11 protein-coding genes and 1 riboswitch are annotated in these 13,592 nt (G+C 73.3%); of the genes, 9 read left to right on the forward strand and 2 right to left on the reverse strand.

The genetic code is table 11. The features are described 5' to 3' along the window. Positions 1-149 precede the first annotated feature (149 nt). The 4 genes from O1G21_RS27630 to O1G21_RS27645 all read left to right on the forward strand — a co-directional run bounded on the left by O1G21_RS27630 (position 150) and on the right by O1G21_RS27645 (position 5,301). Positions 150-1,187 (forward strand): C40 family peptidase, encoded by a 1,038-nt coding sequence (locus O1G21_RS27630; protein WP_270147440.1) that lies wholly within the window; start codon positions 150-152, stop codon positions 1,185-1,187. Between the two features lie 349 nt (positions 1,188-1,536). Further along, positions 1,537-1,690: riboswitch (cyclic di-AMP (ydaO/yuaA leader) on the forward strand. 10 nt (positions 1,691-1,700) lie between these two features. Then, complete coding sequence (locus O1G21_RS27635; protein WP_270147442.1) at positions 1,701-2,819, forward strand: NlpC/P60 family protein; 1,119 nt, start codon at positions 1,701-1,703, stop codon at positions 2,817-2,819. Between the two features lie 227 nt (positions 2,820-3,046). Further along, positions 3,047-4,093 carry a C40 family peptidase gene (locus O1G21_RS27640; protein ID WP_270147444.1) on the forward strand — a complete coding sequence of 349 codons (1,047 nt, stop codon included), beginning with the start codon at positions 3,047-3,049 and terminating at the stop codon, positions 4,091-4,093. A gap of 38 nt (positions 4,094-4,131) precedes the next feature. Next, on the forward strand, positions 4,132-5,301 hold the full coding sequence (locus O1G21_RS27645; protein WP_270147446.1) for a hypothetical protein: 1,170 nt from the start codon (positions 4,132-4,134) through the stop codon (positions 5,299-5,301). On the opposite strand, the gene O1G21_RS27650 is transcribed toward O1G21_RS27645, so the two are convergent. Further along, positions 5,298-6,653, reverse strand: a complete 1,356-nt coding sequence (locus O1G21_RS27650) for a glycosyltransferase 87 family protein (RefSeq protein WP_270147448.1) — start codon at positions 6,651-6,653, stop codon at positions 5,298-5,300. The two genes, O1G21_RS27645 and O1G21_RS27650, sit on opposite strands and share 4 nt — an antisense overlap. A 211-nt stretch (positions 6,654-6,864) precedes the next feature. Between O1G21_RS27650 and O1G21_RS27655 the strand changes: the two genes are divergently transcribed. Then, positions 6,865-8,001: a glycosyltransferase family 4 protein gene (locus O1G21_RS27655; RefSeq protein ID WP_270147449.1), complete on the forward strand. Its 1,137-nt coding sequence runs from the start codon at positions 6,865-6,867 to the stop codon at positions 7,999-8,001. Between the two features lie 57 nt (positions 8,002-8,058). On the opposite strand, the gene O1G21_RS27660 is transcribed toward O1G21_RS27655, so the two are convergent. Next, positions 8,059-9,852: an AMP-dependent synthetase/ligase gene (locus tag O1G21_RS27660; protein WP_270147450.1), complete on the reverse strand. Its 1,794-nt coding sequence runs from the start codon at positions 9,850-9,852 to the stop codon at positions 8,059-8,061. A gap of 324 nt (positions 9,853-10,176) precedes the next feature. Here O1G21_RS27660 and O1G21_RS27665 point away from each other — a divergent pair, with 324 nt between their 5' ends. The 4 genes from O1G21_RS27665 (at position 10,177) to O1G21_RS27680 (ending at position 13,483) form a co-directional block, all read left to right on the forward strand. Next, positions 10,177-10,611, forward strand: a complete 435-nt coding sequence (locus O1G21_RS27665) for an SRPBCC family protein (protein WP_270147453.1) — start codon at positions 10,177-10,179, stop codon at positions 10,609-10,611. A gap of 34 nt (positions 10,612-10,645) precedes the next feature. Then, on the forward strand, positions 10,646-11,818 hold the full coding sequence (locus tag O1G21_RS27670) for an ArsA family ATPase (RefSeq protein ID WP_270147454.1): 1,173 nt from the start codon (positions 10,646-10,648) through the stop codon (positions 11,816-11,818). A gap of 92 nt (positions 11,819-11,910) precedes the next feature. Further along, positions 11,911-12,303 (forward strand): DUF5304 family protein, encoded by a 393-nt coding sequence (locus O1G21_RS27675; RefSeq protein WP_270147455.1) that lies wholly within the window; start codon positions 11,911-11,913, stop codon positions 12,301-12,303. Positions 12,304-12,538: 235 nt separating this feature from the next. Then, positions 12,539-13,483, forward strand: a complete 945-nt coding sequence (locus O1G21_RS27680) for an ROK family glucokinase (protein WP_270147457.1) — start codon at positions 12,539-12,541, stop codon at positions 13,481-13,483. Positions 13,484-13,592 lie beyond the last annotated feature (109 nt).

Below are 13,592 nucleotides of genomic sequence, written 5' to 3' on the forward strand. Positions count from 1 at the left end.
GGGGATCCGGTGAAGTCAGCGTGGGGACCGTAGTTCACGCCTTCGGGGGAGTGGCAAAACGGATAGATCTTCACTAGGGTCTGGCGTCAAACCTATTTTCCGGAATCTCGCCCGAACGGGTGAGTCCGATGGAAGAAGGAGCCGGTCCCTTGGCCTCCCACCGCCGTCCCAAGCAGCCGAGCCGCGCACGGGTCTCCGTGCTCACCGCTGCCGCTGCGACCGCGGTCGCCCTCTCCGCCCAGGTGGCCGCGCACGCCGCGCCGCAGCCGAACACGTCCGACGTCAAGGCGCAGATCGACCAGCTCCAGCAGGAGCAGGAGCAGGCGGCGGAGAAGTACAACGGCGCCAAGGAGCGCGCGGACCAGCTCCGCAAGCAGGCCGACCAGCTGCAGGACCAGGTGGCCCGCAGTCAGGACCAGATGAGCCAGCTGCGGAGCGGCCTGGCCCAGGTCGCGGGCGAGCAGTACCGCACCGGCGGCATCGACCCGTCCGTCCAGCTGATGCTCTCCTCCGACCCGTCCGGTTACCTGGACAAGGCGTCGAGCGTCCAGCAGGCCAGCGAGAGCCAGACCGAGGCGCTCAAGGGTCTGCTCGACCAGCAGCGCCGGCTGGACCAGGAGAAGGCCGAGGCGGCCGCCGTGCTGGCGTCGCTGGACTCCACCACCAAGGACCTCAACCAGGCCAAGGCGGACGTCAACCAGAAGCTGAAGGCCGCGCAGGACCTGCTGAACTCGCTCAGCGCCGCCGACCGGGCCGCGCTGAAGGCCCAGCAGCAGCAGGACGACCGCGCCTCGCGCGGCACCGCGCGGGTCGACCTCACCAACCTGCCGCCGGCCAGCGGCTACGCGGCCGTGGCCGTGGCCAGGGCGATGAGCAGGCAGGGCTCGCCGTACGTGTGGGGCGCCACCGGGCCGAACACCTTCGACTGCTCGGGCCTGATGGTCTGGTCGTACGCCCAGGCCGGCGTCTCGCTGCCGCGCACCTCGCAGGAGCAGGGCGACGTCGGCACCCGGGTGCCCTCGCTGGACCAGGCCCAGCCGGGCGACCTGGTGATCTACGGCAGCGACCGGCACCACGTGGGGATGTACATCGGCAACGGCATGGTCGTCCACGCGCCGCACACCGGTGACGTGGTGAAGGTGATGAAGGCCGATGCGATGCCGATCAACACGATCCGCCGGGTCTGACGGTCCGACACTCCCGGAGCCCGGCCTCCGAACTGTGATATGCGCCACCTCCCGAGTCGGGGGGTGGCGCTTCGGGGTTCGTCCGTTCCATCCCGTTCCACCGCCGACCGGTGAGAGCCGATCAGCTTTGCGTGGGGCGGCGATCACCATCAGTCATTTTCACAAGAGAACATGGGTGATCTTCCGTCTTTTTTCTGACAAGGATTTGAACGGATCACGGTTCAGTTACTAGGGTCGTGCCCCGAACCACCGCACTGTCGATCACCCAGCCTGGGTGGCGGCGGTGGTTTCCGTCGAGTTCGCGAAACAGCGGGGCAGGTCGAAGCGACTGCCCGACAGGGGAGCCCAGTGGTCGGGGGCGCTGCGGAGCGGAGCCGGGGAACCATGTTCCTCCGGGGTGAATCGGCGCCAGGTCGGCCGTTGGTGAGGCCGTGAGGCGTCGTAGGGCATGCTTCCGGCCCGAACCCGTCAGCTCACCCGGTAGGCGGACGTAGGAAGAAGGAGTCCGCCTTCGTGGCGTCCCATCGTCGTCCCAAGCCCGCCAGCCGCGCTCGTGTCTCGATCCTGACCGGTTTCGCCGCCGCGGCCGTCGCCCTCTCCGCGCAGACCGGCGCCCACGCCGACCCGCAGCCGACCAAGGAACAGGTCAAGGAGCAGGTCGACCAGCTCAACGAGCAGGCCGAGCAGGCGACCGAGAAGTACAACGCGGCCCAGGAGAAGCAGCAGGCGCTGGAGAAGCAGGTCTCCGGCCTGCAGGACCAGGTGGCCCGTCAGCAGGCGCAGGTGACCGACCTGCAGGGCGGCCTCGCCGAGATCGCCGGCGAGCAGTACCGCAACGGCGGCATATCCCCGACCGTCCAGCTGATGTTCAACTCCAGCCCGGACAACTTCCTCAACCAGGCCGGGGCGCTGAACCAGGCCGGTGACACCCAGAAGAACCAGCTGAAGCAGCTCCAGGAGCAGCAGCGCAAGCTGGACCAGGACCGCACCGAGGCGCAGGGCAAGCTCGCCGAGCTCGAGTCCACCACCCAGCAGCTGAAGGCCTCCAAGGAGGACGTTCAGAACAAGCTGAAGGCCGCCCAGGACCTGCTCAACACGCTGACCGAGCAGGAGCGCCAGGCGCTCAAGGCGGCCGAGGACAAGGCCGCCGCCGACGCCCAGGCCAAGGCGGACGCCGCCGCGAAGGCCTCCCAGCCGGCCTCCGGCGACCGCGCCTCGCGCGACAGCGGCCGCTCCGACCTGGGCTCCTCGTCCGCGCCGGTCAAGATCGCCCCGGGCAGCTCGCACGGTGCCGCCGCGCTGGCCGCCGCCGCCTCCAAGGTCGGCAGCCCGTACGTCTGGGGCGCCACCGGTCCCGGCTCCTTCGACTGCTCGGGCCTGATGGTCTGGGCGTTCAACCAGGCCGGCGTGTCGCTGCCGCGCACCTCGCAGGAGCAGGCCGGCGCCGGCACCCGGATCGGCTCGGACCTCTCCCAGGCCCAGCCCGGCGACCTGCTGATCTTCTACAGCGACGCCCACCACGTCGGCATCTACGCGGGCAACGGTCAGGTGCTGCACGCTCCCAAGCCGGGCGCCTCGGTCCGCTACGAGGCCGTCTCCAACATGCCGCTGGCTTCCATCGTGCGGGTCTGATTCACGCCCCGACGTTCACGGGCCCGGTCCTCCGTCTCGGAGGGCCGGGCCTGCGGCTTTTCCGGCGGCTCGGGCTGGTGTCCGAATAAGGGTCAAATATTCGGGTCGGGAGGGGTTTGGACTCACTTGCCCGGACTCGCTAACGTCTGCCACCGGACTCCCGCTCGACGGCCGCCCACCGGGGCGCGGCCGCGGGGCCGCGCCGCAGGACTGGAGCCGTTGCCGCCATGCCCGTGCACCGTCGTTCCCAACTGCTCGCCCGTGCGCTGGTACTGACCGCGGCCGCCACCACGGCCCTGGGCGTGGCGACCGTCGGCAGCGCCCAGGCCGCCCCCGGGGCGCGGGACGCGCCCGATCGCAAGGGCGTCAAGACGCAGGTCGAGCAGCTGTACGACGAGGCCGAGCGGGCGTCGGAGAAGTACAATGCCGCGCAGGAGGCGCAGCAGCGGCTGCTGGGCGAGACCGCGAACCTGCAGGGCGAGGTCGCCACCGCCCAGGAGCAGCTCAACCAGCTGCGCGGGGACCTGGCGACGGTCGCCGGGGCCGAGTACCGGGGCGGCGGGATGACCCAGACCGTCCAGCTGATGCTCTCCACCGACCCCGCGGCCTACCTCGACCGCGCCCGCACCCTCGGCCAGGCCGCCGAGCGGCAGCAGGAGACGCTGCACGAGCTGGTCACCCGTCAGCGTCGGCTCGACCAGCGCCGCACCGAGACCGCGGCCAAGCTCGCCGAGCTGGACCAGGCCCGCCGCTCGCTGGCCGAGAACAAGCAGCAGATCCAGGAGCGGCTGACCAAGGCCCAGAAGCTGCTCAACAGCCTGGGCGTCGCCGAGCGGGCCAGGATGGCCGCCCAGGACGCCCGGGACGCCGAGCAGCGCGCCACCCGCGGCACCGACCGGCTGGACCTCGGCACGGCCCCGCCCGCCTCCGAGCGCGGGGCGGCCGCGCTGGCCGCCGCGGTGCGGATGATCGGCTCGCCCTACGTCTACGGAGCCACCGGGCCCCGTGCCTTCGACTGTTCCGGTCTGATGTACTACAGCTGGCGGCAGGCCGGAGTGACCCTGCCGCGGACCTCGCAGGCCCAGGCGTACGCCGGGCAGCGGATCAGCCTCTCCGAAGCACGGCCGGGAGACCTGGTGATCTTCTACCGGGACATGCACCACGTCGGGATGTACGCCGGCGGCGGGGTGATGGTGCACGCCCCGTACCCGGGCGCCAAGGTCCGGTACGAGAGCGTCGACGCGATGCCGGTCTCCGGGGTGGTCCGGCTCTGAGCGCGACGTCCTGCGGCCCGGCCGACATATCTCGTTGCGTGCTGTCCCGGCGCGGTGCGCTGCTGCTCGCGGCCGGCGGGCTGGCCCAGCTGTCGCTGCCCCCGGCCGCCCCGGCGGCGCGGCCGGGCGGGCGGACGGACGACCGGCGTGCCGAGGTGACCGAGCTGCTGGCGGCGCGAGCCCGCTCGCTGCCCGCCTGGTCCGGGCTCGCGGGGGCCGAGGCGGGGTACCGCAACCTGGTGCTGCCGCCCGAACGGGAGGCCTCGGCGGCCGGCGGGCCGGAGCGGCTGACCGCGTCCGTCGAGCTGGCGGTGCGGATCGCCGGGTACGACGAGTACCCCGTGGTGTACCCGCGCCGGATCGAGCTGGTCCGGGACCGGGGCGGCTGGCGGGTGGAGCACGAGGAGGGCACCAGCGGGCCCCCGGCGCTGTGGGACCTCGGCCCCGCCCGGACCGCCCCCGGTGCCCGGTGCCTGGTGCTCGGCCTGGCCGACGGGCCCGACCCGGCCGGCCTGGTCGCGGTGGGGGACCAGGCGGTGCCGGCCGTCAGCGCGGTCTGGGGCGGCGGCTGGCCCGGTCGGCTGCTGCTCGAACTGCCCGCCACCGAGGCGCAGTTCGCCCGGCTGCTGGAGGCCGACCCGGCGGGCTGGACGGGCATGGCGGCGGTCACCGTGGCCGCCTCCGGCGCGCCCTGGCACACCCCGGCGGACCGGGTGGTGGTCAACCCCGAGGCGTTCGGGCGGCTCAGCGACTTCGGCCGGCAGGTGGTGGTCACCCACGAGGCCACCCACGTCGCGACCCGGGCCGACACCCGGGCCTGGACCCCGCTGTGGCTCTCCGAGGGCGTCGCCGACTGGACCGCCTACCGCGGATCCGGCCGCCGCCCGCAGCAGATCGCCCCCGAGCTGACCCGGGACGTCGCCGCCGGGAAGCTGCCCACCGCGCTGCCCGCCGACGGGGACTTCGCCGCGGGTGCCGACGGCATCGCCCAGGCCTACGAGCAGGCCTGGCTCGCCTGCGACCTGATCGCCCGCCGGTACGGGACCGAGCGGCTGGTCGCCTTCTACCGGGCGGTCGGCGCGGCCGACGGCCAGGGCGAGGACCGGGAGCACCGCACCGACCGGCTGCTGCGCGGCGAACTGGGCGTCGGACTCGCCGAGTTCACCAGGCTCTGGCTGGCCGAGGTGGAGGCGCTGAAAGCCGGCTAACGCCCGGCCGGGTGGTCGATGCCGTCCAGCAGGTCCTGCTCGTACGCGATGCCCGGGCGCACCGGATAGGCGGAGGCGGCCGGCAGTGCGGCGGGCTCGGACAGCACCACGGTGGGCGGCAGGGGCGCCGCGGCGCGGGTGGAGCGCCAGAGCCGGATGCAGGAGAGCACGGTGGCGGTCAGCAGCAGCAGGTTGCGCAGGCCCAGCACGGTGATCGCCAGCGGCTCGCTGTTCAGGACCTGGGTGAACATGGTCGGGAACTCGAGCAGGGTGAGCGGGCAGGCGACCAGGATCAGCAGCGCCACCGGCCGCTGGCTGGTGCCGCGCACGGTCAGGCAGACCGCCGCCACGCCGATCAGCCAGACCAGGTACTGCGGGCTGATCACCCGGCTGGTCACCACGAAGATCAGCAGCGCGCACAGCGCCGCGTCGTACATGGTGGCCGCGTTGCGGCGGCGGGCGGTGAAGCGCCACATCAGCAGCCAGAGGAAGCCCAGCACGGTGCCGGCCATCATCACCTTGCTGATCACGCTGACCCACGGCCCGAGCATCTCGGGGGAGCCGTAGTTCATGGTGACCCTGCCGTTCCAGCCCCCGGCCAGCCGGGCCAGGTGCAGCGGCAGGGCGCCGACCGACTCGACCTCGATCCCGCGGTCCTTCTGGAAGGCCAGGAAGCCGAAGGCGCCGTTCATCCCGGCCGCGAGCAGGAAGCCCACCGAGACGGCGGTGGCCGCCGCCAGCGTCCAGGAACGGCGGGTGCGGCGGCCGGACGGGGTGCCGATCAGGCCGAGCAGCGGCCAGACCTTGACGATGCCGCCGAGGCCCAGCAGCAGCCCGCCGACCGCCGGGCGGCGGATCAGCGCGAGCAGGCCGGCCAGGGCGAGCGCGGTGACCAGGAGGTCGAAGCGGTTGTAGATCATCGGGCCGAGCAGCGGCACGCCGACCACCCACATCCAGGCGCCGGTCAGCGCCCGGCCCCGGCGCAGGCCGGTGCGGATAAGCAGCGCGGCCGCGGCGGCGTCGGCGATGCCGCAGATCACCCAGAACGAGGTCAGGTACGACCAGGGCAGCAGGCCCGGCAGCAGGATCACCAGGGCGGCGCCCGGCGGGTACTGCCAGGTCACGTCGTCGAACGGGAAGGTGCCGGTCTGCAGCACGCCGTACCAGGCGTGGTAGATCATCCAGACGTCGGCCGTGACGTCGCCGCCGGGCGACTTCAGCACGCCGGTCATCAGCAGCACCAGCACGGTGCGGGTGGCCACCCAGACCGCGACGAGGGCGGCCAGCGCCCCGAGCGGGCGGCCGAGGCGGCCGCGCGAAGAACCGGACTCGGTGGCCGGGGCCAACTCCACTGCGCTCCCTCGTTCGTCTCGACGTCCTCACCGGAGGCGTCGTACTGACGGACGCCCGGGCCGCCGCATCGCGGCCTAGGTACTAGGACTGACCCGGGGGTCAAACGGTTGCCGTACGCGGTTCCGTTCCCGGCGGGTCATGGTGTTGACCTATCGTACGGATCACCCAGCGGTACACCGAGCACCCCCCGACCGAGCGAGCCGTGGCCTGATGCACAGAACCTTGATCGTCACCAATGACTTCCCGCCCCGCCCGGGAGGCATCCAGGCCTTCGTGCACAACATGGCCGTCCGTCAGCCGGCCGGGAGCATCGTGGTGTACGCCTCGACCTGGCGGGACGGCACCGAGGTGCGGCGCTTCGACGCCGAGCAGCCGTTCCCGGTGATCCGGGACCGCACGAAGGTGATGGTTCCCACACCCCGGGTCACCCGGCGGGCCGCCGAGATCCTGCGCGCGGAGAAGTGCGACTCGGTCTGGTTCGGCGCCGCGGCCCCGCTCGGCCTGATGGCGCCGACGCTGCGCCGGGCCGGGGCCGGGCGGTTGCTCGGCATGACCCACGGGCACGAGGCCGCCTGGGCCCAGCTGCCGGGCTCCCGGCAGCTGCTGCGGCGGATCGGCGCGGGCACCGACGTGCTGACGTACCTGGGCGAGTACACCCGCTCGCGGATCGCCGCCGCGGTCGGGCCGCGGGCCGCGGCCCGGATGGTGCAGCTGCCGCCGGGTGTGGACGAGTCGACCTTCCACTCCGGCTCCGGGGGCGCCGAGGTGCGCCGACGGCTGGGGCTGGCGGACCGGCCGGTGGTGGTGTGCGTCTCCCGGCTGGTGCCGCGCAAGGGGCAGGACACCCTGATCGAGGCGATGCCGCAGATCCTGGCGGACGTGCCGGACGCGGTGCTGCTGATCGTCGGAGGCGGGCCGTACCGGGCGGAGCTGGAGAAGCTGGCGGACGCCAAGGGCGTACGGGCCTCGGTGCGGTTCACCGGCTCGGTGCCCTGGGAGGAACTGCCCGCCCACTACGGGGCCGGGGACGTCTTCGCGATGCCCTGCCGGACCCGCCGCGGGGGGCTGGACGTGGAGGGGCTGGGGATCGTCTACCTGGAGGCCTCGGCGACCGGCCTGCCGGTGGTCGCGGGGGACTCCGGCGGGGCGCCGGACGCGGTGCTGGAGGGCGAGACCGGATACGTGGTGCCCGGCGGCTCGGCCGCGGCGGCCGCGGAGCGGATCGTCCGGCTGCTGCGGGACGAGGAGCTGCGGCGGCGGATGGGCGAGGCCGGGCGGCGCTGGGTGGAGCGCTCCTGGCGCTGGGACCTGCTGGCCGGGCGGCTGACCTCGCTGCTGGCGGCCTGACGCGCGGACGGGCCCCGCCTCTTCCTGCGGGAGGAGGCGGGGCCCGTCCGTGTGCTGCTACTTCTTGTACAGCGCCTCGATCTCGGCGGCGTAGTCCTTCAGCACGACGTTGCGCTTGAGCTTGAGCGAGGGCGTCAGGTGGCCGCTCTCCTCGGAGAACTCGGTGTCCAGCAGGCGGAACTTCTTGACCGCCTCGGCGTGCGAGACGGCCGCGTTGCCGTCGTCCACCGCGGTCTGCAGGGCGGCCAGCAGGTCAGGGTCGTCGGCGAGCTCGGCGACGGTGGCGGTGGCGGGCTTGCCGTTGAGCTCCTTCCACTTCGGGAAGAAGTCCGGGTCGACGGTGAGCAGGCAGGCGATGAAGGGCTTGCGGTCGCCGACCACCATGACCTCGCCGACCAGGGCGTGGGCCCGGATCCGGTCCTCGATCACGGCCGGGGCGACGTTCTTGCCGCCGGCGGTGACGATGATCTCCTTCTTGCGGCCGGTGATGGTCAGGTAGCCCTCGGAGTCCAGCGAGCCGAGGTCACCGGTCGCCATCCAGCCGTCCTTGAGGGTGTCGGCGGTGGCCTGCGGGTTGTTCCAGTAGCCGGTGAAGACGTGCGGGCCCTTGAAGAAGACCTCGCCGTCCTCGGCGATCCGGACGGAGGCGCCGGGGACCGGCTGGCCGACCGTACCGATCTTCGGCTTGTCCCACGGGTTGAAGGCGGTGGCCGCGCAGGTCTCGGTCAGGCCGTAGCCCTCCAGGACGGTGAAGCCGATGCCCCGGTAGAAGTGGCCGAGCCGCTCGCCGAGCGGGGCGCCGCCGGAGATCGCGTGGGTGGCCCGGCCGCCGAGGGCGGCGCGCAGCTTGCTGTAGACCAGCTTGTCGAAGACGGCGTGCTTGAGCCGCAGGACCAGGCCCGCGCCGCCGGCGTCCAGCGCCCGGCTGTAGGCGATCGCGGTCTCGGCGGCCTTGTCGAAGATCTTGCCCTTGCCGTCGGCCTGGGCCTTGGCACGGGCGGTGTTGTAGACCTTCTCGAAGACTCTGGGCACGCCCAGGATCAGGGTCGGCCGGAAGGCGGCCAGCTCGGCGGTGACGTCCTTGATGTCGGAGACGTGGCCCAGCTTGATCGGGGCCATCGCCGGGGCGATCTCGGCGATCCGGCCGAGCACGTGGGCCAGCGGCAGGAAGAGCAGGACGGAGCTGTCGCCGGTGCGGAACAGCGGGGTGAGGCGCTCGACGATGTTGCCGCACTCGGCGAGGAAGTTGCCGTGCGTCAGCTGACAGCCCTTCGGGCGGCCGGTGGTGCCCGAGGTGTAGACGATGGTGGCGACGTCGTCGGGGCCGGCGATCGCGCGGCGCTCCTGGACGGTCGCGTCCGGGACGTCCCGGCCGGCCTCGGCCAGCGCGGCGAGCGCGCCGCCCTCGATCTGCCAGGTGTGCTTCAGCTCCGGCAGCCGGTCGCGGACCTCGCCGACCACCTTGACGTGCTGGTCGGTCTCGGTGAGGACGGCGACCGCGCCCGAGTCGCCGAGGATCCACTCGACCTGCTCGGCGGAGGACGTCTCGTACACCGGCACGGTGATCGCGCCGGCCGTCCAGATCGCGAAGTCCAGCAGCGTCCACTCGTACCGGGTGCGGGACATGATGCCCACCCGGTCGCCGGGCTCGATGCCCGCGGCGATCAGGCCCTTCGCGGCGGCGTGCACCTCGGCGAGGAACTGGACCGAGGTCAACTCCTCCCAGCGGCCGTCCACCTTGCGGCTGAGCACCGCGACGTCCGGGTGGACCTCGGCGTTCCGGTGCACAGGGTCGGAGAGGTTACCGCCGCTCGGTACCTGGTAGAGGGCCGGAAGGCTGAAGTCGAGCAAGACTGCTCCTCGTTCGCGACGCTGCGGGACGGCAGGACGTTACTGCCCGGTAGGCAGCTTCGACCAGGGGGGTCGGCCCCGGTGTTCGAAGTGTCACACCCGGCCGGGTCGGACCAGGCCGTGACCGGGTCGTTCGACTGGCACCCTACGGCAGCCCACCGGTGACCGGCCGGTAGCATGCCCCGCCGCCCGCCCCGCAGCGCCTGCCGCCGGTGCCCGCGCGGCCGAGTCGATCGCCGGTCGCGATAGCCTGCTCCGGGCGGATCGGGTCGAGCGCGCCTCGACCGGACCGGCAGGCAGAGGGACGAGGCGGAGGGCCATTCCATGGCGGAGCACACCAGGTCGGACATCACCATCGACGCGACCCCGGCCGAGGTCATGGCCGTGATCGCCGACTTCGCCGCCTACCCGGCCTGGACCGGCGAGGTCAAGGAGATCGAGGTCCTGGAGACCGGCGAGGACGGCCGCGCCGCCAAGGTCCGACTGCTGCTCGACGCCGGCGCGATCCGCGACGAGCACACCCTCGCCTACACCTGGGACGACGACCGCGAAGTCAGCTGGACCCTCGTCCGCAGCCAGATGCTCCGCTCGCTGGACGGCTCCTACACCCTCGCCCCGCTGGCCGGCGGCCGCACCGAGGTCACCTACCAGCTCGCCGTGGACGTCAAGATCCCGATGCTCGGCATGATCAAGCGCAAGGCCGAGAAGGTCATCATCGACCGCGCGCTGGCCGGCCTGAAGAAGCGCGTCGAGGGCTGACGAGGACCGGCACGGCGGAACGGGGGCTGACGGCATGACGGCGACGCGCACCATCCTGGTCAGCGGTGACGCGGGCGCGCCCATCGTGGCCGCCGCCACCGCCCTGCACGCCGCCCGCGGCGGCCACCGCACCTGGCTGCTGGCCGCCGACGACCCGCACCGCACCCTGGACGCCGCCCTCGGCACCCGCCTGGAACCCGAACCGCTCGACTACGCACCCGGCCTGACGGTCTCCCGGATCGACGAGCAGGCCGCCTTCCGCTACGCCGTCGGCGAGCTCACCGGCCGGCTGGGGCCCGCCCTCGACCTGCTCGGCGCCGAACAGCTGGACCCCGAGGAACTGACCGCCCTCCCCGGCATCGCCCGGCTCGCCCTGCTGCGCGCCCTGCCCGCCGCCGACCAGGACGTCCTGGTGGTGCTCGCCCCGCCGCCCGCCGAACTGATCGCCACCCTCGCCCTGCCCGAGCAACTGACCCGCTACCTGGACCGGCTGGTGCCCGAGCAGCGGCAGGCCGCCCGAGCGCTGCGCCCGCTGCTGGCCGGGCTGGCCGGCGTCCCGATGCCCGCCGAGTGGCTGTACGAGGGGCGCACCAAGGCCGCCGCGGTGCTCGCCGAGTCCCGCGCCGCGGTCGGCGACCCGGGCACCAGCGTGCGCCTGGTCGTACCGGCCGACGGCCACCCGTACGAGGAGCTGCGCCGGATCCGCGCCGGGCTCGCGCTGTACGGGCACCGGCCGGACGCCGTCGTGGTGCACGGCGCTCTGCCGCCGGCCGCCCTCGCCTCGCCCGACCCCTGGCTGGCCGCGCTGGCCCGCCGCCGCCAGGAGGAACTGGACCGGCTCACCGCCGGGACCGACGCCCCGGTGCTGGTCACCGGCCTGGCCGACGGCACCCTGGAGGCCGTCGCCGACCGCCTCTACGGCGACGGGCCCGGCCCCGAGCGGCTGGACCCGCAGCCCTGGCCGGTCGAGGACCGGCTCGCCGAGGACGGCCTGCTGGTCTGGCACCTCGACCTGCCCGGCGCCGAGCGCGCCGGGCTGGACCTGGTCCGCCGGGGCGACGACCTGGTGGTCGGCCTCGGCGCCCACCGCCGGGTGCTCCCGCTGCCCGCCGCGCTGCGCCGCTGCACGGTCGCCGGGGCGGGGCTGCACGAGGGCGTGCTGTCGGTGCGGTTCGCGCCCGACCCTTCGCTCTGGCCGCAGGGCTGACGGCCTTTCGGCCTTTCGAGGTGGCGCGGCCGGTCGGGTAGCGTCGGGCCGGAGGGCCGCGGGGTGCGGCCACGGCTGAGGAGGCGCCCGCGATGACCAGCACCGACGACCGTACCGAGCCCGGCGCGGAGCAGGGCGACGGGCCGACCCACCCGTTCGGGCCGGAGCTGGGCCCGCTGGTGGACGAGGTGCGCCGGTTCGCCGCCGCCGTCGGAGAGAAGGCGCAGGAGACCAGCGCCACCACTCTGATCGCCCTGTCCGGGCTCGCCGACCGCCTGCGCACCCAGCAGCCGGAGGTCTACTCCCACCTCGCCGCCGCCGGCTCCGGGCTGGCCGCCGCGGGCGCCGAGCTGCTGGCCGCGTACCGGGCCGCGGTGGCCGGGCACGAGCAGCGCTGGACGGCGGGGGAGGGGGCGCCGGTGGAGAAGATCGACCTCGACGAGCCCGGCCGGGCCGGGGGCGCCGACGGTGCCGACCACGGCTGACCGGGGGCTGACCGGGGCTGACGGGATGTTCGCCAAGCAGTGAATCCGTAACCTTCGGAGGGTGATCGCGTTGCTCTGTTGCGTCACGAAGGATGAGATTAGATAAGACTTTTGAAGCGTCGCGGCCCGGTTTCCCCAGAATTGTCTTCGGATAATGTATGCGAGGCTGTGTACGGGGGCGGGGTTGGGCGGTACCGTTCCGTCCAGCGGGAACGAGTGAATAGCTGAGGGACACATGGCTCTGACCATCGGCGTCGATGTCGGCGGGACCAAGATCGCGGCAGGCGTGGTCGACGAGGCGGGTGCGATCCTGGCGCGGACCCGGGTCCCCACCCCGGCCGACCCCCAGTGGGCGGTCGACGCCATCGCGCAGGCCGTGCGCGAACTCAAGGAGCAGCACCCCGACGTCACCGCGGTCGGCGTCGGTGCCCCCGGCTTCGTCGACAGCAACCGCTCGACGGTGATCTTCGCGCCCAACATCGACTGGGAGAACGAGCCGCTGCGCGGCCGGATCGAGGAGCTCACCGGGCTGTCCGCGGTGGTCGAGAACGACGCCAACTGCGCCGCCTGGGCCGAGTTCCGCTTCGGCGCGGCCGCCGACCACCAGGACATGGTGCTGATCACCGTCGGCACCGGCATCGGCGGCGGCATCGTCCTCGACGGGCGGCTGCACCGCGGCCGCTTCGGTGTGGCCGGCGAGATCGGCCACCTCAACATGGTCCCGGACGGCCTGCCGTGCGGCTGCGGCGGCAAGGGCTGCTGGGAGCAGTACGGCTCCGGGCGCGCGCTGCGCCGCTACGGCCGGGAGAAGGCCGCGGCCGACCCGCTGCGCGGCCGGCGGATGCTGGAGCTCAACGACGGTGTCGCCGAGACCATCCGCGGCATCCACATCACCGAGGCGGCCGAGGAGGGCGACCCGCTCGCCCTGGAGTGCTACGCCGAGCTGGCCGACTGGCTGGGCCGCGGCATGGCCGACCTCGCCGCGCTGTTCGACCCGGGCGTGTTCGTCCTCGGCGGCGGGGTCTCCGACTCCGGCCGGCTGCTGCTCGACCCGGTCGCCAAGGCCTTCGAGCACTACCTGACCGGCGGGGTGCACCGCCCGCGCGCCGAGGTCGTGCTCGCCTCGATGGGCTCCGCGGCCGGCATCGTCGGCGCGGCGGACCTCGCCCGTACCGCCTGACGGTTATTCCCCCTTCGCCGCCGGGGCGCTCGTGCCCGGTGCCGACGGTCGTCGGCCACTGCACTCCCTCCTTCGTCGGGAGCTTGGCCCTCCTTCCTTTCGGCACCGG

Source organism: Kitasatospora cathayae (assembly GCF_027627435.1).
Lineage (GTDB): Bacteria > Actinomycetota > Actinomycetes > Streptomycetales > Streptomycetaceae > Kitasatospora > Kitasatospora cathayae.

What these genes read in the sequence shown, in the direction of transcription:
- O1G21_RS27640 (WP_270147444.1), top strand. Translation starts at nt 3,047, where the DNA reads ATGCCCGTGCACCGTCGTTCCCAACTGCTCGCCCGTGCGCTGGTACTG.
- O1G21_RS27655 (WP_270147449.1), top strand. Translation starts at nt 6,865, where the DNA reads ATGCACAGAACCTTGATCGTCACCAATGACTTCCCGCCCCGCCCGGGA.
- O1G21_RS27665 (WP_270147453.1), top strand. Translation starts at nt 10,177, where the DNA reads ATGGCGGAGCACACCAGGTCGGACATCACCATCGACGCGACCCCGGCC.
- O1G21_RS27670 (WP_270147454.1), top strand. Translation starts at nt 10,646, where the DNA reads ATGACGGCGACGCGCACCATCCTGGTCAGCGGTGACGCGGGCGCGCCC.
- O1G21_RS27675 (WP_270147455.1), top strand. Translation starts at nt 11,911, where the DNA reads ATGACCAGCACCGACGACCGTACCGAGCCCGGCGCGGAGCAGGGCGAC.
- O1G21_RS27680 (WP_270147457.1), top strand. Translation starts at nt 12,539, where the DNA reads ATGGCTCTGACCATCGGCGTCGATGTCGGCGGGACCAAGATCGCGGCA.